We start from the raw sequence: 26,099 nt of genomic DNA on the forward strand, positions 1-26,099 counted from the left end.
TAAATGCACACAAACTTGCAGCCGACGCAGTCGGCAATTACACCGGCTGGTTGAACACCTGGCGCAGATAGGCGATGTAGGTAACGTCGGTGCATTGCGACTTGCCTGGCTCGTCCGACAGCTTGGCCACCGGCTGGCCGTTGCAGCGCACGAGCTTCATGACGATATTGATCGCCGGGAAAGGCGTGTCGTTGGTGAGTTTGGTGCCGATGCCGAAGCCCGTCATCACGCGGTCGGCGAAATGGCGATACAGGGAGAGGGCCTTCGGGATGGTCAGGGCATCGGAGAACACGAGGCGCTTGGTGCGCGCATTGATGCGCAGCTTGGCGTAGTGCGCCAGCGCCTTTTCGCCCCACACGACCGGGTCGCCCGAATCGTGGCGCAAGCCGTCGAACAGCTTGGCGAAGTACAGGTCGAAGTCGGCGAGAAACGCGTCCATGCCCACGACGTCGGTGAGCGCGGTGCCCAGGTCGCCCCGGTACTCTTGTACCCAGTTCTCGAGCGCGGCGCTCTGGAAGTCGACCAGGCGCGTACCGAACGCCTGGTGCGCCTGCAGGTACTCGTGTGCCATGGTGCCGATCGGGACCAGGTTGAATTTGTAGGCCAGGTAGACGTTCGACGTGCCCTTGAAGTAGACGGGCAGTTCACGCGCCAGCGTCTGTACCACTTCATCGTGCCACTCGCCGGAAAAGCGCCGGCGCACGCCGAAGTCGAAGAACTCGAACGGGTTGGCGCACGGGGCTTCTTCGCCGAAGGCGCGCAGTTCGTCGATTTTCTGGCGCAGGCGCACGCGCGCTTCGCCCATGGCCTCGGCCTGGTCGAAGCGGCGGAAATACAGCTCGTTGACGATATACAGCACGAAGATTTCATAGCCCATCACGTGCACCAGCGGGCCGCTGGCGCGGATGCGCAGGTGCGGGCCGTCGGTGGTGACTTCGATGAACTTGCGCTGGAAACGGAACAGCGTGAGGAAGTCGGCGAAGTCGCCCTTGATGAAGCGCAGGCCGCGCAAGTACGCGACTTCGGCCTCGGTGAACATCATCGAGCACAGGTGATCGAGCTCGCGTTCGATGTCGGCCTTGAGCTCGGCCAGCGGATAGGCCGGCTCGTTACGGCAGCGGAATTCATACTCGCCCGTGGCGCCAGGATGGCTGTGCAGCAAAGCCTGCCACATCGTGAATTTGTACAGGTCGGTTTCAAGCAGGCTGCGGACTACAGGTTTCATCGTTGCTCCAGGTCGATGACGGACCAGGCCAGGACTGGTTTATTTGCTGGCGGCTGGCGTGCGGGTGCGGCGCTTTGGCGCAAGCATCGTGCCCGTGCAGCCGGGCGTACCGCAGCGGCAGGCGAACACTTTCTTGAGCTTGGGCGTGTGGCGCTCTTCGTAGATCAGGGCGTAATTGTAGTTCAGCTCGCTACCTGCGTCGATGTCGTGCATCGCGTGGATATACACCTTGCCGTCTTCTTCGAACGCTTCGCAGTTGGGCGAACAAGCGTGGTTGATCCAGCGCGCCTCGTTGCCGCGCCGGCCACCATCGATCACGCGCCCGTCGGCCAGGCTGAAATAGAAGGTGTGGTTGACCGGGCCACCCGCCTTTTCGGCGCGCTCGGTCGCCGCGTCCCAGCTGATGCGCTCACCGCGGTACTCGATGATGCGCTCGCCCGCCGCGATCGGCTTGCGGGCGAAGACGCCGTTGCCGTGAATGGGCGACTGGCGTACTTCGTACGACGGGCCGGTGGCGGCCGTGCTGGTGGCGGTGGGCGTTGGTGTGGTTCGCTTGGTGGTCATCGGGCTGGCGCGTGGACGAGAAAAAGGGATGGCATCCATTATGGCTGCATTCCCCGCAAACGCCGCACACTTGCGGCTATGCCGGAAAATCTTCTTCGCGGTATTCGAGCGCATCGGGCGCGGCGTCCGAGCGCCCCGCTTCTTCGCGCCGCAACTCGACACGCCGGATCTTGCCCGAGATGGTCTTGGGCAGCTCGCGAAAGGCGATGCGCCGGATCCGTTGATACGGCGCGAGCCGCGCGCGGCTGAACGCGAACAGCGCGCCAGCCATCTCGCGGCTTGGCGCCACGCCGGCGCGCAGCGTGACAAACGCCTTCGGCACCGCCAGGCGGAGCAGGTCGGGACTGGGCACGATCGCGGCTTCCAGCACGCTCTCGTGCTCGATCAGCACACTCTCGAGCTCGAAGGGGCTGATGCGGTAGTCGGCCGACTTGAACACGTCGTCATTGCGGCCCACATAAAAATAATACCCATCGCTGTCGACCGCCGCGGTGTCGCCCGTGTGGTAGTGGCCTGCGCGCATGGCGTCGCGCGTTTTCTCGGCATCGCCTTCGTAGCCCACCATCACGCCGACCGGGTTCGACGCCAGGTCGATCGCGATCTCGCCCTCGGTGGCAGGTGCGTCATCGATATCGAGCAATGCAATGCGGTAGCCCGGCAGCGCGCGGCCCATCGAGCCGGGCTTGAGCGGCTGGCCGGGCGAGTTTCCGATCTGGCAGGTGGTTTCGGACTGGCCGAAGCCGTCGCGGATGCGGATCCCCCACGCGCGCTCGACCTGCTCGATGACTTCGGGATTGAGCGGCTCGCCGGCCCCGACCAGTGCACGCAGGGCTGGCTTGTACGCGGCCAGGTTTTCCTTGATCAGCATGCGCCAGACGGTCGGCGGCGCGCACAGCGAGGTCACGCCGCAGCGCTCGATCACGCGCAATACGGCCGGACTGGCGAAGCGCTCGTAGTTGTAGACGAAGACGGTCGCGCCGGCGTTCCAGGGCGCGAAGAAGCAGCTCCAGGCATGCTTGGCCCAGCCGGGCGAGCTGATATTCCAGTGGATGTCGCCCGCCTGCAAGCCGATCCAGTACATCGTCGACAGGTGGCCGACCGGATAGCTCTGGTGCGTGTGCAGCACGAGCTTGGGCCGCGCCGTGGTGCCGGACGTGAAGTACAGCAGCAGCGGATCGGTGGCCAGCGTTTCGCCCTCGGGCACGAACACGCTGACCACGTCGTGGCTGGCGGCGTAGTCGTGCCAACCTTCGTGCCAGCCTTCGTGCATGCCGCCCACCGCGATGCGGGTAAAGCTGCCGGGCAGCGCAGCGAACTTGTGCACCTCGGATGCCTGCGCGATCACGTGCCTGACGCAACCGCGCTCGAGCCGGTCCGCCAGGTCGTCGCCCGCAATCAGCATCGTCGTGGGCACCAGCACGGCGCCCAGCTTGATCCCGGCCAGCATGACTTCCCACAGCTCGACGCGATTGGGCAGCATCAGCAGCACCCGGTCGCCGCGCCGCACACCGCAGTTGCGCAGGTATTCGGCCACCTGGCTCGAGCGCGCGGCCATGTCGGCGAAGGTGATCCTGCGCTCGGCGCCGTCTTCGTCGACGACCCACAGCGCCACGTTGTGGTTGTCCTGCGCCTGCTGGTCGAAGAAGTCGAGCGCCCAGTTGAAGGTGGTCAGCTGCGGGCTCTGGTAGTCGCGGTACGCGGTGTCGTAATCGAGCCGGTGCTGCTGGAGGAAGTCGCGCGCCTGCAGGAAGCGCTGGGTGGGCGTCATGGTGGTCTCCTGATCGGGGTCGTACTGCCACGCTCATGATGCCACCAAATGCGGCCCGTTTGCCGATTCTCGGCGCCGCCGCGTTTCGAGAGTAGAATTCGGCTCCAACAAACTTGAGGCACGTGATGAAAAAGACGGACATGGCAAAAGGCGACGCCAAGAAGATTCAACGCCAGATGGCAGCCAGGGGCGCCGTCATCGGCGCGCCGGCCAAGGATACGGCGCCGGATCGCCGCGAACAGCGCGAACGCGAGCGCGCGCTGGGACTGGTGCCGTTTGCAGTAAAGCTCAACAGCACTCTGGTGGCGCAGTTGCAGACCCTGAGCAAGGAACGCGGTGTCGAGCTCAATGCGCTGGTGGCCGAACTGCTGCAAAAGGGCCTGGCCGACTAGCGCCTGTTCCGTTGTATCAGCGCGTTCTCTAAATTGCTTGACAAGAATTTCTGGCGCTCCTAAAGTGATATCACTTTGATGTCACACCCACCCAGAAGAGGTCAAGCATGAACGCATCGCACGCCCGCCGCGAAAAGGCATTCTCGTCCGCAAATGGCTACCTGGCCGCTGGTGCAGGGATTGTTTTCCTGTTGGGTGCGGCGTATCTGTTCAAGACCGGGGTCGAGACGCCCGATGGCCTGTCGCTGCTGGGTGCGGTGGCGTCGGGACTGGCCGGCCTGTTGTGCCTGACGGGCCTCTTCATGCTGCAGCCGAACGAGAGCGCGATCCTGACCCTGTTTGGCAAGTACATCGGCACCGACCGCAGCGAAGGGCTGCGCTGGGCCTTCCCGCTGTACGTCAAGCGGCGCCTGTCGCTGCGGGCGCGCAACTTCAACGCCCCCACGCTCAAGGTCAACGACAAGCGCGGCAACCCGGTAGAGATCAGCGCGGCCGTCGTCTGGCGCGTGCGCGACACCGCGCAAGCCGTATTCGAGGTCGACGATTTCGAACGCTACGTGTCGATCCAGGCCGAAGCCGCGCTGCGCCACCTGGCCTCGCAATATGCCTATGACGAAGGCGAAGATCTGCCGCAGGGTGAAACCACGCTGCGCGCCGGCATGGACATCGTGGCCGACGCACTCAAGACCGAGCTGCAGGCGCGCTTCGAGGCGGCCGGTGTCGAGGTGCTCGACGCCAAGCTGACCCATCTTGCCTACGCCGCCGAAATCGCCCAGGTCATGCTGCGGCGCCAGCAGGCCGAAGCCATCATTAGCGCCCGCAGCAAGATCGTGCATGGCGCCGTGAGCATGGTGGAGGCTGCGCTCAAGGGCTTGTCCGAGCGCGGCATCGTCGAACTTGACGACGAGCGCAAGGCGGCGATGGTCAGCAATCTGCTCGTGGTGCTGTGCTCGGACAAGGAAACGCAACCGATCATCAACACGGGCACGCTGTACAACTAGCGGCCGACCAGCATGGCAAGTCCAGGAAAAAAAGCGTTCGCGCTACGAATCGACCCGGCGCTGTGGGATGAGCTGCAGCGTCTGGCCGCGCGCGACCTGCGCAGCGTGAACGCACAAATCGAGTTCCTGCTGCGCGAGGGCCTGGCCCGGCGCGGCGCGAAGGTATCGGTGCCAAAGGGCGAGCGCGACGATCCCGGATCCGACGAACCGGCCGGTCTATAATCTGGCCTGAACCTCTGCCGGCCAACCCGATGATCCCAGCCACACCCTCCCCGACCGAACCGACTCTCACACCCCAGGCGCTCAAGTCGTGCGCCTCGTGCAGCATGCACCAGCTATGCCTGCCGATGGGGCTCGAAGACGCCGACATCGTCCGCCTCGACCAGATCATCGGCCGGCGCCGCCGCCTGGCGCGCGACGAGCGCCTGTACACCGTGGGCGAGCCGTTTCGCAACCTGTACGCGGTGCGCTTCGGCCACTTCAAGACGTTCCAGGTCAATGCCAGCGGCGAGGCGCAGATCACCGGTTTCCAGATGGCCGGCGAACTGCTCGGGATGGACGCGATCGGCGGCACCCACCACTGCGACGCCGAGGCGCTCGAGGACAGCGAGGTGTGCGAAATCCCGTTCGCGCGCCTGGAAGAACTGTTCGGCGAAGTGCCGGCGCTGCTGCGCCACTTCCATCGCATCATGAGCCAGGAAATCACCCGCGAGCAGAACGTCATGCTCTTGCTTGGCAATATGCGCGCCGAGCAGCGCTTCGCCGTCTTCCTGGTGAACCTGTCGGCGCGCTACGCGGCGCGCGGTTATTCAAGCACGCAGTTCCAGCTGCGCATGTCGCGCGAAGACATCGGCAATTACCTGGGCCTGACCATCGAGAGCATCAGCCGCCTGCTGTCGCGCTTTAGAAAGCAGGGCTGGCTCGAGGTCGACAAGCGCGAGATCGTCCTGCTCGACCCGACCAGGCTAAAGGCGCTGGCGGCGGGCACGGATGTTTGCAGCCCGATGGCATAACAAGGCGCCGGGCATGTCACGGATCCTCTCGAGCGCTATCGTCACCGGTCTGCACTTGCGCAGTTACGACGCCGTGCACTGGGGCGACCGCCACGCGTTCGCCCAGCTGGTGCTGCCGGTCGATGGCGCGGTATTGCTCGACATTGACAACCGGCGCGGCACCCTCGACCCGCTCCATGCCGCCCTGGTCGCGCCGGGCGCATGGCACGCGCAATCGAGCCGCGTCTCGAATGCATCCCTGATCGTCGATGTCGAGGCCAGGGCATTTGCAGATGGGCCGTGGGCCGAGCTTCTGGACCAGCCATTCACGCCGATCGGCGCTGCCGCCCGCAAGCTCGTCGAGTTCATGGCCGTGCTGGCGCGGGCCGGCGAGGTGCCGGATTCCATCGTCCAAGGCTGGACGCCACTGCTGCTCGACACCCTGACCCAGGGCGCGCCGCGGCCGGCGTCCCGCCTTGGCGCAGTGCTCGCGCAGATAGAAGCGCAGCCAGGCCTGCCGTGGACCACCGCCACGATGGCGCGCGCCGCCAACCTGAGCGTGAGCCGCCTGCACGCGCTGTTCAATGAGCATCATGGATCGACCCCAGGCGAGTACTTGCTCGCGCGGCGTCTCGAGCACGCGTGCGCGCTGCTTGCCGGCACAGCGCGCAGCGTCAGCGACATCGCCCTGGCATCCGGTTTTTCCGACCAGACCAGCCTGACGCGCGCGATGCGCCGGACGCTGGACACGACACCGGCCGCGTACCGCCGCGCAATCCGCGAGAACGGGTCAAGTTCGCAGTAGTTCCAGCCAGGACAGCGGCGCAGCCCAGGGGCGAGAATCTCGCATCACCGGGAGACAGACCAATGGCAATCGACGCAACTGCTGCCGCAAGCGCAGGCACCATCCACCGCAACACCCTGACTGGAATTGGCGCCGCCATCCTGGCCGGCTCTCTCTGGGGCCTGGTCTTTCTGGCGCCGGAACTCGTGCCCGGCTTTACCGCCCTTCAGCTTTCGGCAGGGCGCTACCTGGCGTATGGCGCCATTGCCGCGATCCTGATCGTGCCGAGCTGGCCCCGCCTGCGCCGCCAGCTCGGCGCCCGGGCGTTGCGCGCCCTGTGCGCTCTGGCCCTGAGCGGCAACATCGTGTATTACCTGTTTCTGGCGAATGCCGTGCGGCTGGGCGGCGTGGCGATGGCCTCGATCGTCATCGGCCTGCTGCCGATCGCCGTCACGCTGGTGGGAAGCCGCGAGCGGCATGCCGTACCGCTGCGCCGGCTCGTTCCGTCCCTGCTGCTCAGCGCCGCGGGACTGGCGTGCATCGGCTGGGAGACGGCGGCCGGTTCCGCCGCGTCGCTGCTGGGCTTGGGCTGCGCGTTCGGCGCCCTGGTGTCCTGGACGTTCTTCGCGGTGCATAACAGCCGCTGGCTCGCGCGTCTCGACGGCGTCTCGGCGCACGAGTGGAATCTTGCCGTGGGCGTGATGACCGGTGTGCAGGCGCTGGTGCTGGCGGTGCCGGCCTTTGTGCTGACCACGGGCAGCCACAGCACGGCGAGCTGGCTGCGCTTTGGCGGGGTGGCGGTCGCTGTCGCCATTCTCTGTTCGCTGGTCGGCAACGCCTTGTGGAACCGGGCCAGCCGCGCCCTGCCAATGAGTTTGATGGGACAGATGATCGTGTTCGAAACCATCTTCGCGGCATTCTATGGTTTCGTGTGGGAGGCACGCTGGCCAAGCGGCGCGGAGATCGCGGCGCTCGCGCTGCTGGTCGGCGGTGTGATTGCCTGCGCAGCAGCGCATCGCGAGCGACGCTGACTGGCGATGGACGCGTCATTACCGATCGGTACCGCCCCGCGCACCCGCACGGCGCGAATGGCAATACCCAGGCTCGATGCCAGCGGGCGTATTCGGCGGGCAGTAAGATTGGCATCGAATCGGCCCCACGATTCATGTTGTACGCCCTGATGACTGCTTACCGAGATTGTCGCCATGATCCTCCATCGTTCGTTTTTGCCCCTGTTGTTATCAGCCCTGCTGTCGGCCGCCCCGCTCCCTGGGGCCGCGTCCATCCTGCCGGACGTGCCGGACATCGGCGCCGTCACCGACTACCGCCCGAAGATTCCGCTGCGCGTCTACAGCGCCGACAAGGTGCTGATCGGCGAATTCGGCGCCGAGCGGCGCGACTTCGTGCAGATCGCGAACGTGCCGGCCTTGATGAAGACGGCCGTGCTGGCCATCGAAGACACGCGCTTCTATGAACACGGCGGCATCGACTGGATCCGCGCTCTCGGCGCGGCCAAGGCCAACTTGTCCGACTTTGGCAGCCAGGGCGCGTCGACCATCACGATGCAGGTGGCGCGCAATTTCTTTCTCTCGCGCGACAAAACCCTCCCGCGCAAGCTGACCGAAGTCGCGCTGGCCTACAAGATCGAAAATGCCTTGAGCAAGGACCAGATCCTGGAGGTCTACCTGAACCAGATCTACCTGGGCCAGCGTTCGTACGGGTTCTCCAGCGCGGCGCGCACCTACTTCGGCAAATCGCTGAACGAGCTGACGCTGGCCGAGACGGCCATGCTTGCCGGCCTGCCGCAAAATCCCTCGAGCAGCAATCCGGTCACCAATCCGGCAGCGGCGAAGAAGCGCCAGCACACCGTCCTGCGCCGCATGTTCGAACTCAAGGCGATCAGCGAGCCGCAGTACCGGCGCGCGCTGGCCGAGCCGTTGACGTTCAAGCGCGACGGCGCAGGTGTGGGCGGGCGGGCCGCCTGGGTCGCCGAGATCGCGCGCCAGACCGTCCACACCCGCTTCGGCGCGGCGGCGTACGAACGCGGTATCACGGTGACGACCACCGTCATCGCCGCCGAGCAGGAGGCGGCCTCGGACTCGGTGCGCCGCAACGTCGTCGCCTACGACCGGCGCCACGGCTATCGCGGCCCGGAGACGCGCATCACGTTACCTGGTGCGGGGGATACGCGTGACGATGCGGTGGCCACCGCGCTGCAGAAACGCCCGGCCGTCGACGGCTTCGTGGCCGCCGTTGTGATCAGCGCGTCAGCCAGGCGCGTGCGGGCGGCAATGGCCAACGGCGAGACGATAGAGATCACCGGCCCTAGCCTGAGTTTCGCCGCAGGCGCGCTGGCGCCGAAAGCCAAGGCCGGCCTGAAGCTCGCGCCGGGCGCCGTCATCCGCCTGGCCAGAACGCAAGGCGCGTGGGCGATCGCGCAGTTGCCCGAAGTGGCGGCGGCATTCGTCGCGATCGATGCCGAAACCGGCGCCTACCGCGCGCTGGTGGGTGGTTTCGATTTCGGGCTGCACAAGTTCAATCACGTCACGCAGGCGTGGCGCCAGCCGGGATCGAGCATCAAGCCGTTCGTGTATTCGGCCGGGCTGGAACGCGGTTTCTTCCCCGGCACGCCGATCCTCGACGCGCCGCTCGACCTCGGCGGCGAGAAGGCGTACGCCAACTGGTCGCCGCGCAACGACGACAATGTTTTCGAGGGTCTGGTGACGGTGCGCCATGCGCTGTCGCGCTCGAGGAACGTGCCCACGGTGCGCATGCTGCAGGCGATCGACGTCGACGACACGCGCGCGCACCTGGCGCGCTTCGGCTTCGACGCCGCGCGCCAGCCGCGCAATCTCACGATGGCGCTGGGCACGGGTGCGGTCACGCCGCTGCAGATGGCCGGCGCCTACGCCGTGATCGCCAACGGCGGCAATCGGGTCGAACCCTGGCTGATCGCCCGCATCCAGGATGGCGACGGCAAGGTCGTCTACGAACACGCACGCAAGGAGCCCACGCGCGTGCTCGATGCGCGCAATGCCTTTATCGTTGATTCCATGCTGCGCGACGTGACGCGCGTGGGCACGGCAACGGCGGCCTCACGCCAACTGGGGCGCGACGACCTGGCCGGCAAGACCGGCACGACCAGCAATGCGATCGACGGCTGGTTCGCCGGCTACGGCGGCCCGGTGGTGGCGGTGGCGTGGATGGGCTACGACGAGCCGCGCTCGCTGGGCGGGCGCGAATTCGGTTCGACGCTGGCGCTGCCGATCTGGGTCGACTATATGCGCGTGGCGCTGGCCAAGGTGCCGCGGCGCGCGCCGCTGGTACCCGAGGGCGTGGCGCACGTCAATGGCGACTGGGTGTATGCGGAGTATGCGGAGCAGCAGGAGCCGCCGCCGCAGGTGGACAGCATCGATACACTGATGGAAAACCTGACGCGCGAAAATCCGCCGCAGGAGTAATCAGAGCTCGATCACCAGGTTCGGGCGATAGCCTTCCTGCTCGCCCTTGCTCAGATACCCGAGCGGATTGGCCACCACGCGACAGCCCCACGACAGCGGACCGTCGCGGCCCTCGACCACGTAATCGTTGGCGCAGTGCAGGTGGCCATGCAGCCACACCTGCGCGAACTTCAAGAGGTCATCGAGCGCATTGCAAAAGCCGGCCGTGCCGGGCGTCTTGCCGTAGCGCGGGTCGGCGCTTTCCAGGCTCGGTGCAAAGTGCGTCACGACGACGGTCTTGCCATCGAACGGCGTGGCCAGGGTCGCGCGCAGCCAGGCCTGGCAATCGAGCGACATCGCGCGGATGCCTTCGGCCAGCACCGGCTCGCCATCTTTCAAGGTCGTGTTCTTGCTCAGGTAGTAGTTCGCGGCGCGGAAGGCCTTGGTGCGTTGCTGCAGCTGCTTCGTCAGCGTCGCGCCTTCCTCGACCAATGCATCGAAGTCGCTCCACAGCGTGGTGCCGATGAAGCGTATGCCGCCGATCGTGACCACTTCGCGATCGAGCCACGTGATGCCCAGGCGTGCGCAGGTCTCGCGCAGCCGCGCGTAGGTCGCATCGTAGTCGAGCGCATCGAATTCGTGGTTCCCGGGGATGAACAGCACCGCGACCTTCGCCAGGGCCGGCACGAGCAGCGGCGAAAAACGTTCGAGCCCGAAGTCCGGCGTGAGCAGGCGCGAGCCGCTCTGGTACGAGCCGATGTCCCCGGCCAGCACCACGACATCGAGGCCGGGCAGGACCTGCGGCAGGAAGTCGGGGTACCGTTCGAGGTGAAGGTCGGAAAAAAGCTGTATGCGCATGGCCGGCGAGTATAGCGCAAGCGCCACCCGCCGGCCCGTCGTGCACGCGTATCAGAACCCGATATTGGCTGTCAGGCTGGCCGAACGCGCCACGCCCGGCGTGTAACGGTAGCCGCTCTTGTTGATCGCGGCGACGTATTTTTCATCGGCCAGGTTGTACACGTTCAGGCGCAGGTCGATGTTTTTCGTCAGGCGGTAGCCCAGCATCGCGTCGAACACCCAGTACGAGTCGGTGAAGGCCGGCGTGCCCACCGCGCCGTCGGTGCCGCGCTTGAGCTTGTCGGAGAAGCGCGCGCCCCCACCGATCCGCAGGCCCCATGGCAGATCGTACGACGTCCACACGGTGAAGGCCTGCTTCGGCGTGTAGGTCAGGCTGTTCTCGCCCGAGGCGGTCACGTTGCGGCCCTGTTCGACGCTGGTGTCCATATACGTGTAGCCAGCGCTGACGAGCCAATGCGGGGCCAGTTCGCCTGTCGCGCCCAGCTCGATGCCCTGCACGCGCTTTTCGCCCGTCTGGTAGTACTGCAGGTCGACCGGATCCTGCTCGACCTCGTTCTTGACGTCGGTGCGGTACAGCGCAGCCGACAGCGACAGCTTCGATTTGAGCAGATCGAGCTTGCCGCCGATTTCGCTGGTGGTCGATTCTTGCGGATCGTAGATCGGATTCTGCGCGCTGTTGACGCTGCCCGAGACGGTGAAGTTGCCGCCCGGCGGCTGCTTCGAGCTGGCCACCAGCGCATACACGCTGCTGTTGGCGGTCGGCTTGTACAGGGCCGAGATCTTGCCGTTGACCAGGTTGTCGCCGACCTTGAAGCGGGCCGGCACCAACACGTTATTGGTCAGGGTCACGGTCGAATAATCGGCGCGGAAATGGTCGACCCGCACGCCGCCATTGAGGATCCAGCGCTCGCCGATCTTGGCGGTGTCGAACAGGTACAGGCTTTGCGTGTCGACTTCGCCTTCGTTGTAGGCGCCGGTGCGGCGCACGTTCACGGGCGTGGTCGGCGCGTCGTTCGGGTTCGGGTTGTACATATTCGCCGCCGGCAGCGTGCCCAGGCCCGTCAGGCTCCACGTCGTCTGGCGTTCGCTCGTCACTTCCAGGCCGGCCACCAGCGTGTGTCCCACTGCGCCGGTGCTGAACTGCGACGTCAGGGTCGTCACGTTGGTCAGGATCTTGTTTTCCTGGTCCTTGCCGGTGCGGATGCTGCGCGCCAGGGTCCAGGTGTTCGGGTCGGCCGGGTTCGGGGTGCCCAGGTTGGCGGTGCTGGTCAGGAAGGCCGTGAGCAGGTAGTCCTGCGACGTCTTGCCGTAGCGGCTCGTGTTCTGCAGCTTCATCGTCGGCGAGAAGTCATGCTCGATGCGCACGGTGCCCATGTCGGCTGTCACGTCGTCGTAGTCGCCGGTCGAACCGTAGAAGTTCTTCGGGTCGACCTTCTTGCCGTCGGTGATGAACGGGCGGGTGCGGTCCGGGCTCGTGTAGCCGGGCAGGCCGATGACGAACACACCGCCGTCGGGGATGTTGTTCTGGTCGACGTGCAGGTAGTCCAGGTGCACGCGCGTGGCGCCGTTCAGGCCGAAGCCGATACTCGGTGCGACGGCCCAGCGTTTGTTCTCCACCACGTCGCGCGACGCGCTGCCCGAATCCTGGCCCAGCACGTTCAGGCGCAGCGCGATGCCACGTTCTTCATTGAGTACCTGGTTGACGTCGGCCGTGACGCGCTTTTGCGAACCGCTGCCGCCGGTGATCGCGGCCGACATGCCGCTCGTCATATTGGCTTTTTTCGACACCAGGTTGACTGAACCGGTGGGCGAGCCGCGCCCGCTGTCGGTCCCGGCCGGGCCCTTGAGCACTTCAATTTGTTCGAGGTTGAACACGTCGCGCGAGATCGAGCCGATGTCGCGCACGCCGTCGACAAAGATGGAGCTGGACGTGTCGAAGCCGCGCATGAAGATCGCGTCGCCGGTGGTGGTGTTGCCGTTCTCGCCGAGGAAGAACGCGCCGACGCCAGGGGTGTTGCGCAGGGCTTCGGTCAGCGTCAGGGCGCCCTGCTGCTCGAACAGCTCTTTCTTGATCACCTGCAGCGTCTGCGCAGTGTCGACCAGGCGCTCGGTGTACTTCGGCGACGAGGCCTGCTCGGCGCGAAAGGCGTTTCCGTATTTGCCGACGATTTCGACCTTGGATTCGGGCAGGACGTTGGCCGGTGCTGCTGCTGCATCGACGCCGGCAGCCTGCGCGCCGAGCGGCAGCAGGACGGCGGCCAGGGCGGTGCTCATGACCTGGTTGCGGGTGGACGAATGCTTGCGGCTTGTTATTGCTTTCATGGCGAGGCGGTCTCTTTGGGTGTGAGTGAGTAAAAACACTGCTTGAAAAACAATGATTCTACTTGGGAATGTAAAGACATGTAAACGATAATCATTATCATTTGCATTCGTACCACAGAGATTTAACCCAGATCACCGATTCGTTGAGACCACGCTGCGCATCGTTATTCCGCTGGCATAAAAACATCATCCCCGCGGAGGCGGGGATGACGTGCTACAGATAACGAAAGAACTACTGAGCGGCTGCTCGGCCGCCCGTGACTTCACGCCTTCTTCTGCCCCGCAATCCAGTTATCGACCAGATTGCCCAGCACGTCCAGCGGTACCGACCCGGCGCCCAGCACCAGGTCATGGAACGCCGGCAGCGAGAACTTGTCGCCCAGTGCGGCCTGCGCTTTCTGGCGCAGTTCCAGGATGCGCAGCATGCCGATCATGTAGGCATTGGCCTGGCCCGGCCAGACGATATAGCGTTCGGTCTCCTGCACGCCCATGCCGTAGTCGATCGCCTGCTGGCGCGTCCAGCCCTTGGTGTGCAGGCCGGTGTCGGCCACCAGGCGGCGGGCGCGGAACAGTTCGGAACCGAGCGCGCCGAGCAGGCCCGGCACGTCGCCTTCGTACCAGCCCTGCTCCACCGCCAGGCGCTCGGTGTACAGCGCCCAGCCTTCCGAGTGCGCACTGCCGCCACTGAAGATGCGCTGGCTGCGGAACTTCGGCAGGTCCTTCATCTCTTGCTGGATCGCGAGCTGGAAATGGTGGCCCGGCACGGCCTCGTGGTACGACAGGCTGCGCATGCGGATCATCGGGAAGGTCGGCCCCACCAGCGGCACCCAGAAGATGCCCGGGCGCGTGCCATCCGGCGCCGGCATGCTGTAGTGGGCGGCGGCCGACGGCTCGGTCATCGGCGGCACGCGGCGCACATCCACCGGCGCGCGCGGCTTGAGGTTGAACAGCGGCGCGCTGCGACGCTCGGCATCGCGCACCATCTCGTTGTAGCTGGCGATGATGCCAGGGCGCGGATCGCCCTCGCCTTTCGGCTGGAAGCGCGCGTCGAGCTGCTTCATGCGCGCCTCGATGCCGCCCTCGGTCAGACCCAGCGAACGCAGGTGCTTGTCCATGTCGGCTTCGATGCGCGCCACTTCGCGCAGGCCGATCGTGTGGATCTGGTCGGCCGTCAGCTTGGTGCTGGTGAAGTTTTCCAGCGCGCGCGCATATGCCGCCGCGCCGTTCGGCAGGCGCGAGATGCCGGCCACGTCGCCGGTGCGCGGATGGATCTCTGCCATGAAGCCCTGCACGCGCGTGTAGGCCGGGCGCACCTTCGTTTCCACGATGCTGGTGGCGCGCGCGATTGCGGCATTACGTGCTTCCGGCGTCAGGTCTTTCAGTGCGGCGCTGCGCTCGGCCAGCGACGTCACGAACACGTTTTCGGCGGCCGAGGGCTTGAGGAAGTGATCGACCTGGAACTGCGCGCGTTCGAGGATGAAGCGCGGCGGGATCAGCTGTTTTGCCGCGGCGCCCCGTGCCCGCACCAGCGCTTCGTCCATGCGCGTGCCCACCTGGTCCAGGCGCGCGAGGTAGTTGTCGACGTCCTGCTTGTTGCGCATCGGGTGCGTGTTGGTCATGAAGTTGACCAGGCCGACCTGCACGCCGCTGAACTGCGAGAACACGAAGTTGTAGTCCTCGAACGGCTCGTTGGCGATCACGTTTTCCAGCGACCAGCGCATCACCGACGCCGAGATCTTCTGGGTCGCGTCCAGCGGCGCGGCCTTGAAGCCGTCGATGCGCTTGAGGCCCTCGCGCGCCAGCGCCACGGCCTTCTCGCGGTGCGCGGCGGTCAAGGGCGTCAGTTCGCGGTCGAGCCGCGCCTGTTCGGCGCCGCTGAAGTACTGGGTCGACGTCGCCGACTGCGGCGACAGGCGCACCCAGTCTTCGGCGAACTTGTCGGCCCATGCGTTGAAGGCGGCGTCAGGCTTGGTGGCGGTGGCCTGGGCGACGGGCGCCGGCGCGGCGGCAACTGGCAAGGCAACGCCGGCAAGCATGGCAGGGATGAACAGGGCGGCGATGATGGCGCGCGTGCTGCGCTGGCGGGTCGATGGCATGTAGTGGACTTCCTGGTGATTGTTTGTCGTCGGCGGATACTGCTTTTGCCGCCAAGAATCTAACATGGAAGTAAACAGAGTGACAACATGGCTGTTGCGGCGCGGCGTAAGTACCGGACGACCGACAACGGGCCTGGGTCAACTGGCGTAGGTCAGCCGGCGTCTGAGGCCGCCGGCCGCTGCGGCGTATCCTCGGCATAGCCGCGCGCCGTCAGCAGCATCCAGTCCTTGATCAGGCTCTCGCCGCAAAAGGCCAGCAGCGCGGCCGCGATACAGGCCAGCACCTTCCACCCGAGCAGCAGGCTGCCGATGCACGCCACGGCCGCGCCGATGGCCAGCCGGATGGCGAACGTGCGCCGGCCCATGCCGAACACGAAGCGGCTGCGCGGGCGCGTGTGCAGGAACACGACGAACATCAGCCAGTAGGGAATCGCGTAGACAAAGTACAGCAGCGCGCCGATGCCCAGCGCGAAGCCGACGCCGGGCACGAGAAAGGCCAGCATTCCGCCCAGGCCCAGGGCGAGCCAGTACAACATGAGGTTCCGGTACTGCACATGATCTCCTGATGGATCGGACACCGGCATCTTACAATACGGGCCCGATCCAGCAGAAGACGACATCCCCATGCAAGCATTGCGCGACAGGCTCGAACACCGGCAGATCGCCATCTACTTCGGCGCCGTCGCACTGGCCGCCATCGCGGCGGGCCTGATGCCGGCAACCGCAACGCTGGGCGCCGCCGTCAACCCGGCCCTGGCGCTCATGCTGTTCGTGACCTTCCTGCAGGTACCGCTGGCCGAACTGGGCCGGGCATTCACGCACACGCGGTTCCTCGCTGCGCTGTTGGCGACCAACTTTATCGTCATCCCGCTGCTGGTCGCGGGCCTGCTGCCGCTGGCGCCGGACGAGCCGCTGATCCGGCTTGGCGTTCTGCTCGTGCTGCTCGCCCCCTGCATCGACTATGTGGTGACGTTCTCGCACCTGGGCCGCGCCGATGCGCGCGCCCTGCTCGCGGCAACGCCCGTGCTGCTGGTGGCCCAGATGGTGCTGCTGCCGGTGTATCTGCGCCTTCTGCTGGGCGACGAAGCTGCCGCGCTGGTCCAGCCGGCGCCGTTCATCGATGCGTTCATCTGGCTGATTGCGGCGCCGCTGGTGCTGGCAGTGGCGGTCCAGTTCTGGGCCGCGCGCTCGCGCGCCGGTGCGCAGGCATCCACGATGCTTGGCCTGTTGCCGGTGCCGGCAACGGCGCTGGTGCTGTTCGTGGTGGTGGCCTCGGTGCTGCCGCAACTGGGCCAGTCGCAGGGCGCCGCATTGGCCGTCATCCCCATCTACCTCGCCTTTGCGGTGCTGGCGCCGCCCGCTGGCTGGCTCGTGGCGCGGCTGTGTCGTCTCGATGCGCCCGCCGGCCGCGCCGTGGCCTTCAGCGGCGCCACCCGCAACTCGCTCGTGATCCTGCCGCTGGCGCTGGCCGTGCCAGGCGCCCTGCCGCTGCTGCCGGCGATCATCGTCACGCAGACGCTGGTCGAGCTGATCGCAGAACTGGTGTATGTGCGTGCGATCGCACGCCTGGGCGCCACGGACGGCGCCTGAGATGTTGGGTTTGTGCACAGGCCGGTGTTGCATATCGGCCCCACCTGCCGGACATCAAGGATCACCACCAGTGTCGCCCGCATGATGTTTCCATACGGAATCACTGGAGATCGATGTGGAAACCTGCCTGGACGTCCCGCTGGATGCCCCGTCTATCATCCCCAGCAAGGCCTGCTCGCTGGACGCAAGCCTGCCCCTGTGGAATCCGCGCGCTGCAACATGCCTTGGCCTGCTGCTCTCGCCCGCTTTCAGCGCCTACATCCATATGTGCAACTGGGATACGCTGGGAGAAGATGAGCAGTCCCTCGAAGCCAGGGCATGGTGCGGCATGATGCTCGGCTACTTCATCATGTGCGGCGTGCTGATTGGCCTGGGCGGGATTGTCGGACGCGACCTGGCGCCGCCGTTGTCGGCGACGATCGGTATCCTGGCCGGCTGGCATGCCTGGGGCGGCCGCGCGCAAGAGCGCTACATTGCGGTCATCACCAACGGCGCCTACACGCGCCGTCCCTGGCGTCGGGTCGTACTGGCGGCGCTGGCCGTGCTGTTGGTGCTGATGATGCTGGTCGTGCTGGTCGTGATGGCCGCCAGCATGGTGCGGGCCGTGCCTGGCTGACCCGGTACGGGTTCACCGCTGCGCCGCGCGCAGCCTCAATGCATTGAGCACGACCAGCACCGACACGCCTGCCATGCCAACACCCGCCAGCCAGGGATCGAGCAGGCCGGTCGCGGCGGCCGGAATCGCCAGCGCGTTGTATACCGCGACCCCGATCAGGTTCTGGCGCATCACCGCCAGCGTGCGCCGCGCGCCGTCGAGCGCATCGGCCAGCGGCGTCAGGTCGTCGCCAATGATCAACGCATCGGCGTGGCGCTGCCCCGGCACGGACCCGCAGACCATCGCGATCGTCACGTCGGCCACGCGCGGCGCCGCCGCGTCTACCGCGTCACCCGCGTCTACCTGAGCGGCGCTCGCCATCGCAACCACCGCGACCACCGCACCTCCGGCCTGCAGGCGCCGTATGCAGGCGAGTTTCTCGTGGGGCAGCTTGCCGCCGATGGCGGTGGGGATGCCCAGCCGCGCTGCCACCGCCTGCGCCGCAGGCTGGGTGTCGCCCGACAGCAGGATGAGGGTCTTGCCGGCTGCGCGCAGGCGCCCCACCACGGCCAGGGCTTCCGGCCGCAGTGGGTCGATCAGGTCGAAGCGCGCCAGCCAGCCCGCAGCGTGTCCCAGCCAGACCGATGTCGTTCCGGCCGGCGCTGCGGCGCGAGCCGCGCCGCCGGCGATACCGCCCACCCAGGCCGCGCTGCCGATGCGGTAACGCACGCCGTCGATCCAGCCTTCCACGCCCTGCCCGGCCGCCATGTGCACCCGCTCGGCCAACGGCGGCGCGGCCACGCCGCCGCGCAAGGCCTGCCCCAGCGGATGCGGGTTGCCGGTTTCCAGCGCCGCCGCGATGCGGCGGCATGCCACGTCATCGAGCGCGCCGACCGGCACCGTCCGGCACAGGACCGGCCGGCCGCGCGTGAGCGTACCGGTCTTGCCCAGGATGACATGGGTGGCACGATCGATCGTATCGAGCGCGTGCGGCTGCAAGGCCAGCACGCCGCGCTGCAGCAGGCTGTCAGTAGTGCAGGCTCGCGCGGTCGGCGTGGCCAGCGACAGCGCGCACGGACACGCCGCCATCAACACGGCCAGCGCCACCTGCGACGCGCGGCCCGGCTCGATCTGCAGCCAGCTCGCATACACCAGCGCCGTCAGGGCCAACAGGCCGCTCACGCACCAGGCCGCGATGCGATCGGTCTCTGGCGAGCGCCCCGGCCGGCGACGTGCCGATGGCTGTCCGCACAGTGCAAGGTAGCGGCTGGCCAGCAGCACGAACGCGAACAGCGGCACGGCGTCGAAGTGCAACGCCCGGGAATCGAACACCAGCGCGGCGCAGCTGTCGACAAAGGCGACAACCAGCGCCAGTGCGATCGGCACGTCCATGCCGGCCACGCCCCGTTTCAGGTCATGCCAGGCGCCGCTGAAAAACGGTTGCGCCGAATACAGCAGCACCGGCAGCGTCAGGCACAGCGCGATTATGCCGGCCGAGGCGGGCGCCATCCCCGGCACCACATGCAACAGCACCTGGATCATCGACAGGCCGGCCACCTGCATCCGCCGCACCAGCACGGCGCGCGCGCGATCGAGCTTGATCCCACGACGCTCGATCGTCCGGACGCCGGCCGTATCGCGCAGGCCGTCTGCCGTGAAACCGGCGGCGAGCGCTGCGTGATTCAGTACGACGCTCATCGCTGCGCCCTAGACGGTGCGTGAGTGACGCGGCCCGTCGGCCTGGCGGCCGAGGTAGCGGTCAAACACCATGCACAGGTTGCGGATCAGCAGGCGGCCCTTGGGGGTCACGCTGATCCAGGCGTCATCCACGTGAACCAGGCCGTCGGCCTGCATGGCGCGCAGGGCTCCCAGCTCGCCCGCGAAGTGGTCGGCGAACACGATCGGAAACGCCTGCTCGATGGCCGCGATCGACAGCTCGAACTGGCACATCAGTTTCTGGATGATGGCGCGGCGCAGCAGATCGTCCATCTCCAGGCGGATGCCACGCCCGAGCGGCAGCGCACCGGCGTCGATCAGCGCGTAATAGTCATCGAGCGTCTTGACGTTCTGGCTGTAGGTTGCGCCGACCGCGCCGATGCTCGACACGCCGCACGCCACCAGATCGGCGTCGGCATGGGTGGAATAGCCCTGGAAGTTGCGGTGCAGCCGGCCCTGGCGCTGGGCCACGGCCAGGTCGTCGCCGGGCTTGGCGAAATGGTCCATGCCAATGTACACATACCCGGCCGCGCCCAGGCGCTCGATGCATAGCTGGAGCATGCCAAGCTTGGTGGCCGCCGCCGGCATATCGGCCTCCAGGATGCGGCGCTGCGGCTTGAACAGATGCGGCATGTGGGCGTAGTGATAGACCGAGATGCGATCCGGGCTGGCTGCAGTCACCTTGTCGAGCGTCTGCGCCATGCTGGCCAGCGTCTGCTTCGGCAAGCCGTAGATCAGGTCGATGCTGACCGAGCGAAAACCGGCGGCGCGGGCGGCGTCGATGATGGCCACGGTCTCGGCTTCGGGCTGGACGCGGTTCACGGCGCGCTGTACATCGGGGTCGAAATCCTGCACGCCCAGGCTGATGCGGTTGAAGCCCTGGCGGCGCAGGCTGTGCACGCGTTCGACCGACACGGTGCGCGGATCGACTTCGATCGAATACTCGCCGATCGCGTCCGGCGCGAACCCGAAGCTGGCGTGCAGGTGCGCCATCAGCTCGGCCATCTGCGCGTCGAGCAGATAGGTCGGCGTGCCACCGCCGAAATGCAGTTGCTCGACGGCGTTCATGCCGGCGAAGAGCCGGCTTTGCAGCGTGATCTCGCGCTTGAGATAAGCGAGGTAGGTGGCCGCCTTCTCACGCTGGCGGGTAACGATCTTGTTGCAGGCGCAGTAGTAGCAGACGGTGTCGCAGAACGGGATGTGCAGGTAGAGCGACAGCGGGCGCATGCCGCGCTGGCGCCGCATTGTCACGGCGGCCAGATAGTCGCCCGCGCCGAAGTCGGGGCTGAAGCGGTCCGCGGTCGGATACGAGGTGTAGCGCGGCCCGGACTTGCCGAGCCGGGCCAGCAACTCGCCATCGAACTGGGCGCTGGCACAGGGAACATTGGAACGTTCGAAAGGACGTACAGCGGATGGGATGTCGGCATCGACCAGCATAAGCAGCTCACTCCGGCTATGACCACGTCGCGGAAGGCAACGTGGCACGATCAGCAGTCAGTTTATTGATCCAGGTCGAATGAATCTTTGATTTACATCAAACCCGCATGAGTCTGCCTTGCATTGGGACAGTGCGGTCTGCCTTGTTCACACTTGCCGCATGTCCGAACTGGAAGATCGACAGCGCCAGCGACAACCGCGCCGCCTCGTCGGCAACGCTGCCAGAGGCCGTGGCCGACTCTTCCACCTGCGCCGCGTTGCGGCGCGTGATCGCATCGAGTTCCAGCATGGCCGCGTTGACGCCGGCGATGTCAAGCGCCTGCTCGCGGCTCGCGGCCGTGATCTCGCTCATGATCGCGGCCGCGTCGGCCACCTTGCCCACCACGTCGCGCATCGTCTGGCCGGCAGCGCCGACGAGCTGGCCACCCTGGCCGACGTGGGCGCGGGACGCCTCGATCAGCCCCGTGATTTCGCGGGCGGCGCCGGCCGTGCGCTGGGCCAGGCCGCGCACCTCGCCGGCCACGACCGCGAAACCCCGTCCCTGTTCGCCGGCGCGGGCCGCCTCCACGGCGGCATTCAACGCGAGCAGATTGGTCTGGAACGCGATGCCGTCGATCAGGCCGATGATGTCGCCGATGCGGCTCGACGAGGCGCTGATTTCTTCCATCGTCGCGCCCACCCGCTGCACGGCCTGGCCGCCGTCCCCGGCCACGGTGGTGGCGGCCAGCACCATGCCGTCGGCGCGCACCGCACTGTCCGTGTTGCGGCTGGCGGCCTGGGCGATGTTGCCCAGGCTGTTCGCGGTCTGCTCGAGGCTCGCGGCCTGTGCTTCGGTGCGGCTGGCCAGGTCGGCATTGCCGGCGGCGATCGCGCGCGTGGCGTGCTCGATCGAGCTGACGTTGTCGCGCACGTCGCCGATGACAGCCGTCAGGTTGATCGTCAACTGGCGCAGCGCCAGTTGCAGGCGCCCCATCTCGCCGCCAACTCGCGCCGAAGCGCGGTGCGCCAGGTCGCCGCCGGCCAGCGCATGGACGGTGGCGATCGTGTCGCCCAACGGCCGCACGATGCTGCGGTGCAGGCTGTACCAGGCGGCAAGCGTTGCCAGCGCGCCTGCGCCGGCGACAAGGCGCCAAGCGCCGCCATCGACCGCCATACCCAATGCCACCAGCAGCGCCGCCTGGCCGCCCAGCATCCCGCCAAGCCGCACGCCGAGCGGCACGTCGCCCAGCAAGCGCTGCGCGCCCAGGCCGGCACGCACGACGCGCCCGCGCACGATGGCTAGGCCGCGCGCGTCGTTATCCGTGAACTTGCGATACAGCGCGCTTGCCGTCTCGACCTGCTCGCGCGTGGGCGCGGTGCGCACCGACATGTAACCGGTGACCTGGCCGTGTTCCCGGATCGGCGCCACATTGGCCACCACCCAGTAAAAGTCGCCGTTCTTGCGGCGGTTCTTGACCAGGCCCGTCCACGGCTCGCCCGCCTGCAGCGTGCGCCACATGTCGGCGAAGGCCTCGGGCGGCATGTCCGGATGGCGCACCAGATTATGGGCTTTACCCAGCAACTCGGATTCGGCAAAGCCGCTGACCTCGACGAAGTTCGGATTGACGTAGGTGATGCGGCCCCTGGTATCGGTCTTCGAGACGATCGACTGCCCTGCTTGCATCCGGTATTCGGTCGTGGTGACTGGCTGGTTGTGACGCACTGCGCTCTCCTAGAAATTGCCTCATTGCAAGTTTCGAATTGTACGGACCACTTTCTAAAAAATTTTTGATCTGGATCAAAAACGTTCCGTTCAATCCTGCGTAGTGATCCGACGAAGCTTGGCTTGAATCAACTTGTTGCTTTTCAGGATAAACTCGGCGTATGGATAATTTGACCCACTCCCTGGTCGGCCTTGCCCTCGGCGAACTTGTCGAGCGCGCCCTGCCGGCCTACCCGGATCCGCAACGTGGACGCACGCGCCGCCGCGTCCTGCTGGCCACCGGCGCGCTGGCCAGCAACTTCCCCGACCTCGACCTGGTGCTTACGCCGCTGCTGGCGCCGCCCCTCGGCTACCTGCTGCACCACCGTGGCCACACGCACACGCTGCTGTTCGCGCTGCCACAGATTGTCCTGCTGCTCGGGCTGATGTGGCTGCTGTGGCCCGGCGCGCGGCGCCTGCTGCAGGGCGATCGCACGGCGCGCAACGCGATCCTCGCCACGGCCGGGCTCGGCATGGTGCTGCACCTGTCGTTCGATTTCCTGAACGTGTACGGCGTGCATCCGTTCCATCCGCTCGATTCGCGCTGGCTGTATGGCGACCTGGTGTTCATCGTCGAACCCGTGTTCTGGACCGCGCTGGGCGTGGCGCTGGCGCTGCGGGTGCCCGGGCGCATGCTGCGCTGGCTGTTCGTGGCGCTGTTGCTGGCCGCACCGGTCGCGTTCACGGCGCTGGGTTTCCTGCAATGGGGTTCGCTGGCAGGACTGCTGCTGGTCGCTGGCGCCATCGGGCTGGCCTCGCGGCGGGGCGGGAGCGGCCCACTGGTCGCGGCGATTGTCGCCTGCATCGCTTTTGTCGCCGTGCAGGGCGTGGCCGGGCACCTGGCGCGCGAACAGATTCGCAGCGTCCTGGCGCAGGCCGAACCGGGCAGCCGCGTGCTGGACCTGCCGCTGTCGGCGATGCCGTCCAACCCCTTGTGCTGGTCGTTCGCGACCGTGACCGCGGATCGCGGCGCAGGCACCTATGCGCTCCGTCTCGGCGTGCTGAGCCTGGCCCCTGGCGTGACGGACGTCCACGCCTGTCCCGCGCGTTTCGCCGGCGCGCCCGCCGCGGCCCCCGCTGCGGCCCCCGCTGCGCTGGCATGGACCTATCGCGAGAGCGGCAATCTCGACGGCTTGCGCACGTTGCAGCAGACCGATTGCCGCATCGATGCCTGGCTGCGCTTTGCGCGCGTGCCGTCGCTGATCGATGGCAAGGCCACCGACATCCGCTTTTCCGAACCCGGCGTGGACAATTTCTCGACGCTGCCGTACACGGCGCTGGCGAACCAGCCGTGTCCGGGCTCCGTGCCGCAATGGGAGCGGCCACGGGACGATCTGCTCGGCGATTGATGTGGCAAGCACGGTTGCCTGGTGCGCTCTGGCGCCGTGTGTCATTCGCTGGCATCAACGCAGATAATCCGCCGCCACGGTCAGCAGTGCGCGCCTGGAAACCGGAAAGGCGCCACACTGCAAGCCGTCCGCCCACCACAACAAGGAATATCGATGACCACCGAACTGACCCTGCTGGCCTGGACCCTCGTGCTGGCCCTCGTCCAGATCATGCTGGTCGCTAACCTGCGCACCGCCGAGACCGGCATCCAGTACAACGCCAGCGCCCGCGACGGCGAGGCGCCGCCGCCGCGGCCCGTCACGGCGCGCCTGCAACGCGCCCAGGCCAACCTGTTCGAAACGCTGCCGCTGTTCGCCGCAGCCGTCATCATCGCGCATGTGTCGGGCAACGAAGGCGACCTGACGTTGTGGGGCTGCTGGATGTATCTGCTCGCGCGCATCGTCTACGTGCCGCTGTATGCGGCCGGCATTCCGTTCGTGCGCTCGCTGGTGTGGCTCGTGTCGCTGGTCGGCCTGGTGATGGTGTTGGCGGCCGTGCTGACTGGGTGACGTCCGTCAAACGTGCGCCTGCCGACCGCATTAAAGCGCCGCGATCACTTCAACCCTTCCCGCTGACGCCGGATCACCTTGCCCGATACCATGAACGTGCCATCGCCCTTGTAGTGCAAGGTCTCCGGGTGTCGTGGCCGCGCCAGCGCGCGCGCCGCCACGACTTCCCAGATGAAGAAGTCGTGGCGTTCGACCAGGCTGTCGTCATGCAGCCGGCACTCGAACTGTGCGTGGCATTCCCGGATCGACGGCGCCGCCACGAGGTCGCTGTCCTCCGGCGTCAGGCCGAACGCGGCGAACTTGTCGGTATCCAGGCCGGTGGTCGAACCCACGCCCAGCACCGCCTCGAGCTGGCTGCTGGTGGGCAGATTGATCACGCATTCGCCGCTGGCGCGAATCAAACCATGGCTGTGGTTCGCGGACGAGATCACGCAGCCGATCAGTGAGGGAGTAAATTCCATCACCGTGTGCCAGCCCATCACCATCACGTCGCGCTCGCCCGCATGCGCTGACGTGACCAGGACCACCGGTCCCGGCTCAAGAAAACGGCGCACCTCGTGCAGGGGCAGGTCGGGTTTGCGGGCCATGTTCACGCCGCCTGCGCTTCAGTCATCTCGGTCACGAGCAGGCGCACCAGGTCCGCCGCCGGCAGCGGCCGCGCCAGCGCGTAGGCTTGCCCGGCCCAGTTGACCGAATAATCGAGGATGCCCTGGCTGCTGGCGGCCGCATGCAGCGCCTTGGCGGCATCGTAGGCGATCGGGTAATCGGGTGGCGGCGGATGGCCCGCCGCGCCGATCTCGCTGAAGAACGGATTGACGATCCCGCGCGCGGGCCGGCCCGAGATCGTCGCCGTCACCGCCGTGCCAAGGTCGCTCTGCGCGAGTAGCGCGCGGTGGTGCGCCGACGTATTGGCTTCCGGGCAGCCCAGGAAGGCTGTCCCCATCTGCGCGCCGCTCGCACCCAGGCGCAGCGCTGCGGCGATGCCCTGCCCGTCCATGATGCCGCCGGCCGCGACGAGCGGGATGCGCACGGCCTGCGCCAGCAGGCGCACCAGCGCGAACGTCCCGAGCGCCGGATCGGGCAGGTTCGGATCGAAGATGCCGCGATGCCCGCCCGCCTCGTAGCCTTGCGCGACGATCACATCGATGCCGGCCGCTTCGATGGCGCGCGCCTCGGCCACGTTCGTCGCAGTCGCCATCAGCACGCAGCCGGCGCCATGCAGCGCGTCGATCTGGCGCGCGCTTGGCAGGCCGAAATGAAAGCTGACTACGGCCGGGCGCGTGCGCACCAGCACCTCGAGCATGTCCGGGTCAGCCAGGAAGCTGCGGTAGATCTCATGCAGCGCGGCCGGCGCCGCCTGCCCCGTGCGCGCGAAGTGCGGCGCCAGGTAGTCGAGCCAGCGCGCCTCGCGCGCCGCATCGGGCTGCGCCGGCGCGTGCGTAAACAGGTTGACGTTGAACGGGCCGCCCGTCAGCGCCTGCAACGCCGTGATCGCGGCGTGCGCCTGTGCCGCCGTGCCGGCGCCCAGCGCCAGCGAGCCGAGGCCGCCCGCTTCGGTCACGGCCGCAGCCAGTTGCGGCGTGCCGAAGCCGGCCATCGGCGCCTGGATGATCGGGTGGCGTATGTCGAGCAGGGTCGTCAGGGTAGTCAAGGGCGCTCCATGGGTGGTTGCACAGGCCC

23 protein-coding genes are annotated in these 26,099 nt (G+C 66.9%); 11 read left to right on the forward strand and 12 right to left on the reverse strand.

Going from position 1 to position 26,099, the window contains the following annotated elements:
* Positions 1-37 precede the first annotated feature (37 nt).
* The 3 genes from pncB to AB2N08_RS04035 all read right to left on the reverse strand — a co-directional run bounded on the left by pncB (position 38) and on the right by AB2N08_RS04035 (position 3,557).
* On the reverse strand, positions 38-1,225 hold the full coding sequence (gene pncB, locus AB2N08_RS04025; protein WP_367609316.1) for a nicotinate phosphoribosyltransferase: 1,188 nt from the start codon (positions 1,223-1,225) through the stop codon (positions 38-40).
* A gap of 39 nt (positions 1,226-1,264) precedes the next feature.
* On the reverse strand, positions 1,265-1,789 hold the full coding sequence (locus AB2N08_RS04030; RefSeq protein WP_367609317.1) for an SET domain-containing protein: 525 nt from the start codon (positions 1,787-1,789) through the stop codon (positions 1,265-1,267).
* 76 nt (positions 1,790-1,865) lie between these two features.
* Positions 1,866-3,557 carry an AMP-binding protein gene (locus AB2N08_RS04035; RefSeq protein ID WP_367609318.1) on the reverse strand — a complete coding sequence of 564 codons (1,692 nt, stop codon included), beginning with the start codon at positions 3,555-3,557 and terminating at the stop codon, positions 1,866-1,868.
* Positions 3,558-3,682: 125 nt separating this feature from the next.
* Between AB2N08_RS04035 and AB2N08_RS04040 the strand changes: the two genes are divergently transcribed.
* From AB2N08_RS04040 to AB2N08_RS04070, 7 genes are all read left to right on the forward strand, one after another.
* Positions 3,683-3,949, forward strand: a complete 267-nt coding sequence (locus AB2N08_RS04040; RefSeq protein ID WP_367609319.1) for a hypothetical protein — start codon at positions 3,683-3,685, stop codon at positions 3,947-3,949.
* A 107-nt stretch (positions 3,950-4,056) separates the two neighbouring features.
* Positions 4,057-4,950 carry an SPFH domain-containing protein gene (locus AB2N08_RS04045; RefSeq protein ID WP_367609320.1) on the forward strand — a complete coding sequence of 298 codons (894 nt, stop codon included), beginning with the start codon at positions 4,057-4,059 and terminating at the stop codon, positions 4,948-4,950.
* 12 nt (positions 4,951-4,962) lie between these two features.
* Positions 4,963-5,172: a hypothetical protein gene (locus AB2N08_RS04050; protein WP_367609321.1), complete on the forward strand. Its 210-nt coding sequence runs from the start codon at positions 4,963-4,965 to the stop codon at positions 5,170-5,172.
* A 29-nt stretch (positions 5,173-5,201) separates the two neighbouring features.
* On the forward strand, positions 5,202-5,963 hold the full coding sequence (gene fnr, locus AB2N08_RS04055) for a fumarate/nitrate reduction transcriptional regulator Fnr (protein ID WP_367609322.1): 762 nt from the start codon (positions 5,202-5,204) through the stop codon (positions 5,961-5,963).
* 13 nt (positions 5,964-5,976) lie between these two features.
* Positions 5,977-6,747 carry an AraC family transcriptional regulator gene (locus tag AB2N08_RS04060; RefSeq protein ID WP_367609323.1) on the forward strand — a complete coding sequence of 257 codons (771 nt, stop codon included), beginning with the start codon at positions 5,977-5,979 and terminating at the stop codon, positions 6,745-6,747.
* Positions 6,748-6,809: 62 nt separating this feature from the next.
* Complete coding sequence (locus tag AB2N08_RS04065) at positions 6,810-7,757, forward strand: DMT family transporter (RefSeq protein WP_367609324.1); 948 nt, start codon at positions 6,810-6,812, stop codon at positions 7,755-7,757.
* Positions 7,758-7,931: 174 nt separating this feature from the next.
* Entirely contained in the window at positions 7,932-10,187 is a 2,256-nt protein-coding gene (locus tag AB2N08_RS04070; protein ID WP_367609325.1) for a penicillin-binding protein 1A, read from the forward strand.
* Here AB2N08_RS04070 and AB2N08_RS04075 read toward each other — a convergent pair whose 3' ends face one another.
* The 4 genes from AB2N08_RS04075 to AB2N08_RS04090 form a co-directional block, all read right to left on the reverse strand.
* Entirely contained in the window at positions 10,188-11,024 is an 837-nt protein-coding gene (locus AB2N08_RS04075; protein ID WP_367609327.1) for a metallophosphoesterase, read from the reverse strand.
* A gap of 51 nt (positions 11,025-11,075) precedes the next feature.
* Entirely contained in the window at positions 11,076-13,346 is a 2,271-nt protein-coding gene (locus AB2N08_RS04080; protein ID WP_367609328.1) for a catecholate siderophore receptor Fiu, read from the reverse strand.
* Between the two features lie 263 nt (positions 13,347-13,609).
* Positions 13,610-15,442: a DUF885 domain-containing protein gene (locus AB2N08_RS04085; protein ID WP_367609329.1), complete on the reverse strand. Its 1,833-nt coding sequence runs from the start codon at positions 15,440-15,442 to the stop codon at positions 13,610-13,612.
* 152 nt (positions 15,443-15,594) lie between these two features.
* Positions 15,595-15,978, reverse strand: a complete 384-nt coding sequence (locus tag AB2N08_RS04090; RefSeq protein ID WP_367609330.1) for a hypothetical protein — start codon at positions 15,976-15,978, stop codon at positions 15,595-15,597.
* A gap of 88 nt (positions 15,979-16,066) precedes the next feature.
* Between AB2N08_RS04090 and AB2N08_RS04095 the strand changes: the two genes are divergently transcribed.
* Together AB2N08_RS04095 and AB2N08_RS04100 are read left to right on the forward strand one after the other, a co-directional pair.
* Entirely contained in the window at positions 16,067-17,032 is a 966-nt protein-coding gene (locus AB2N08_RS04095; protein WP_367609331.1) for an arsenic resistance protein, read from the forward strand.
* A 115-nt stretch (positions 17,033-17,147) separates the two neighbouring features.
* Positions 17,148-17,648, forward strand: a complete 501-nt coding sequence (locus tag AB2N08_RS04100; RefSeq protein WP_367609332.1) for a hypothetical protein — start codon at positions 17,148-17,150, stop codon at positions 17,646-17,648.
* A 12-nt stretch (positions 17,649-17,660) separates the two neighbouring features.
* Here the strand turns inward: AB2N08_RS04100 and AB2N08_RS04105 are convergent, their stop codons facing one another.
* From AB2N08_RS04105 to AB2N08_RS04115, 3 genes are all read right to left on the reverse strand, one after another.
* The gene (locus tag AB2N08_RS04105) at positions 17,661-19,325 is read right to left on the reverse strand and encodes a heavy metal translocating P-type ATPase (RefSeq protein WP_367609333.1); all 1,665 of its coding nucleotides are present in this window, start codon (positions 19,323-19,325) and stop codon (positions 17,661-17,663) included.
* 9 nt (positions 19,326-19,334) lie between these two features.
* Positions 19,335-20,780, reverse strand: a complete 1,446-nt coding sequence (gene hemN / locus AB2N08_RS04110; protein ID WP_367609334.1) for an oxygen-independent coproporphyrinogen III oxidase — start codon at positions 20,778-20,780, stop codon at positions 19,335-19,337.
* Between the two features lie 97 nt (positions 20,781-20,877).
* The gene (locus AB2N08_RS04115; RefSeq protein WP_367609335.1) at positions 20,878-22,482 is read right to left on the reverse strand and encodes a methyl-accepting chemotaxis protein; all 1,605 of its coding nucleotides are present in this window, start codon (positions 22,480-22,482) and stop codon (positions 20,878-20,880) included.
* A gap of 161 nt (positions 22,483-22,643) precedes the next feature.
* On the opposite strand from AB2N08_RS04115, the gene AB2N08_RS04120 reads away from it, so the two are divergent.
* Together AB2N08_RS04120 and AB2N08_RS04125 are read left to right on the forward strand one after the other, a co-directional pair.
* The gene (locus AB2N08_RS04120; protein WP_367609336.1) at positions 22,644-23,870 is read left to right on the forward strand and encodes a metal-dependent hydrolase; all 1,227 of its coding nucleotides are present in this window, start codon (positions 22,644-22,646) and stop codon (positions 23,868-23,870) included.
* A gap of 153 nt (positions 23,871-24,023) precedes the next feature.
* Positions 24,024-24,419 (forward strand): MAPEG family protein, encoded by a 396-nt coding sequence (locus AB2N08_RS04125; RefSeq protein ID WP_367609337.1) that lies wholly within the window; start codon positions 24,024-24,026, stop codon positions 24,417-24,419.
* Between the two features lie 44 nt (positions 24,420-24,463).
* On the opposite strand, the gene AB2N08_RS04130 is transcribed toward AB2N08_RS04125, so the two are convergent.
* Positions 24,464-25,006, reverse strand: coding sequence for a flavin reductase family protein (locus AB2N08_RS04130; RefSeq protein WP_367609339.1), 543 nt, complete (start codon positions 25,004-25,006; stop codon positions 24,464-24,466).
* A 2-nt stretch (positions 25,007-25,008) separates the two neighbouring features.
* Positions 25,009-26,070, reverse strand: coding sequence for an NAD(P)H-dependent flavin oxidoreductase (locus tag AB2N08_RS04135; protein WP_367609340.1), 1,062 nt, complete (start codon positions 26,068-26,070; stop codon positions 25,009-25,011).
* Between the last annotated feature and the right edge of the window lie 29 nt (positions 26,071-26,099).

The sequence above is a fragment of the Massilia aurea genome, from assembly GCF_040790145.1.
Classification (GTDB): Bacteria; Pseudomonadota; Gammaproteobacteria; order Burkholderiales; family Burkholderiaceae_D; genus Telluria; species Telluria aurea_C.

Excerpts from the sequence above, each read along its gene's own strand:
- pncB (WP_367609316.1), bottom strand. The coding sequence starts at position 1,225 with ATGAAACCTGTAGTCCGCAGCCTGCTTGAAACCGACCTGTACAAATTC.
- AB2N08_RS04030 (WP_367609317.1), bottom strand. The coding sequence starts at position 1,789 with ATGACCACCAAGCGAACCACACCAACGCCCACCGCCACCAGCACGGCC.
- AB2N08_RS04035 (WP_367609318.1), bottom strand. The coding sequence starts at position 3,557 with ATGACGCCCACCCAGCGCTTCCTGCAGGCGCGCGACTTCCTCCAGCAG.
- AB2N08_RS04040 (WP_367609319.1), top strand. The coding sequence starts at position 3,683 with ATGAAAAAGACGGACATGGCAAAAGGCGACGCCAAGAAGATTCAACGC.
- AB2N08_RS04045 (WP_367609320.1), top strand. The coding sequence starts at position 4,057 with ATGAACGCATCGCACGCCCGCCGCGAAAAGGCATTCTCGTCCGCAAAT.
- AB2N08_RS04050 (WP_367609321.1), top strand. The coding sequence starts at position 4,963 with ATGGCAAGTCCAGGAAAAAAAGCGTTCGCGCTACGAATCGACCCGGCG.
- fnr (WP_367609322.1), top strand. The coding sequence starts at position 5,202 with ATGATCCCAGCCACACCCTCCCCGACCGAACCGACTCTCACACCCCAG.
- AB2N08_RS04060 (WP_367609323.1), top strand. The coding sequence starts at position 5,977 with ATGTCACGGATCCTCTCGAGCGCTATCGTCACCGGTCTGCACTTGCGC.
- AB2N08_RS04065 (WP_367609324.1), top strand. The coding sequence starts at position 6,810 with ATGGCAATCGACGCAACTGCTGCCGCAAGCGCAGGCACCATCCACCGC.
- AB2N08_RS04070 (WP_367609325.1), top strand. The coding sequence starts at position 7,932 with ATGATCCTCCATCGTTCGTTTTTGCCCCTGTTGTTATCAGCCCTGCTG.
- AB2N08_RS04075 (WP_367609327.1), bottom strand. The coding sequence starts at position 11,024 with ATGCGCATACAGCTTTTTTCCGACCTTCACCTCGAACGGTACCCCGAC.
- AB2N08_RS04080 (WP_367609328.1), bottom strand. The coding sequence starts at position 13,346 with ATGAAAGCAATAACAAGCCGCAAGCATTCGTCCACCCGCAACCAGGTC.
- AB2N08_RS04085 (WP_367609329.1), bottom strand. The coding sequence starts at position 15,442 with ATGCCATCGACCCGCCAGCGCAGCACGCGCGCCATCATCGCCGCCCTG.
- AB2N08_RS04090 (WP_367609330.1), bottom strand. The coding sequence starts at position 15,978 with ATGTTGTACTGGCTCGCCCTGGGCCTGGGCGGAATGCTGGCCTTTCTC.
- AB2N08_RS04095 (WP_367609331.1), top strand. The coding sequence starts at position 16,067 with ATGCAAGCATTGCGCGACAGGCTCGAACACCGGCAGATCGCCATCTAC.
- AB2N08_RS04105 (WP_367609333.1), bottom strand. The coding sequence starts at position 19,325 with ATGAGCGTCGTACTGAATCACGCAGCGCTCGCCGCCGGTTTCACGGCA.
- hemN (WP_367609334.1), bottom strand. The coding sequence starts at position 20,780 with ATGCTGGTCGATGCCGACATCCCATCCGCTGTACGTCCTTTCGAACGT.
- AB2N08_RS04120 (WP_367609336.1), top strand. The coding sequence starts at position 22,644 with ATGGATAATTTGACCCACTCCCTGGTCGGCCTTGCCCTCGGCGAACTT.
- AB2N08_RS04125 (WP_367609337.1), top strand. The coding sequence starts at position 24,024 with ATGACCACCGAACTGACCCTGCTGGCCTGGACCCTCGTGCTGGCCCTC.
- AB2N08_RS04130 (WP_367609339.1), bottom strand. The coding sequence starts at position 25,006 with ATGGCCCGCAAACCCGACCTGCCCCTGCACGAGGTGCGCCGTTTTCTT.